This window comes from Corynebacterium sp. HMSC072A02 (assembly GCF_001810085.1).
Lineage (GTDB): Bacteria > Actinomycetota > Actinomycetes > Mycobacteriales > Mycobacteriaceae > Corynebacterium > Corynebacterium hesseae.
The window spans coordinates 1-275 of record NZ_KV799829.1 but is presented as its reverse complement, the minus strand read 5'-3'; the positions used below and the strand labels follow the sequence as shown (position 1 = coordinate 275).

At 52.7% G+C, this 275-nt stretch carries 1 protein-coding gene; it reads right to left on the bottom strand.

The window, feature by feature from the left end; all coding sequences use genetic code 11:
- On the bottom strand, nt 1-275 hold a 275-nt coding region (locus tag HMPREF2698_RS03345), incomplete at both ends, for a VaFE repeat-containing surface-anchored protein (RefSeq protein WP_168164021.1).

The following is a 275-nucleotide window of genomic DNA, read 5'->3' as shown; positions in this document are numbered from 1 at the left end:
CCGCAGCCTCAACCGGCTCCTTAACGGACTCATCAACAGTGATCGTAACGACAACCTCACCGTTAGCAGACACCGGAGTAAAGGTCTTCTCACCCTCACCCAGAACGGTCTTGCCGTCCTCCTTGGAAATCAGCTCAGCGAACAGAGTGTATTCCTTACCCGGAACCAGGTTCTCATAGGTAACACGGTCGTTAACCTGCGCACCAGCAACAACCTCGGTTGCACCGTTAGCAAAGTCAGCATTCGTCGAAATCTTCGGCTTACCAGACTCATCA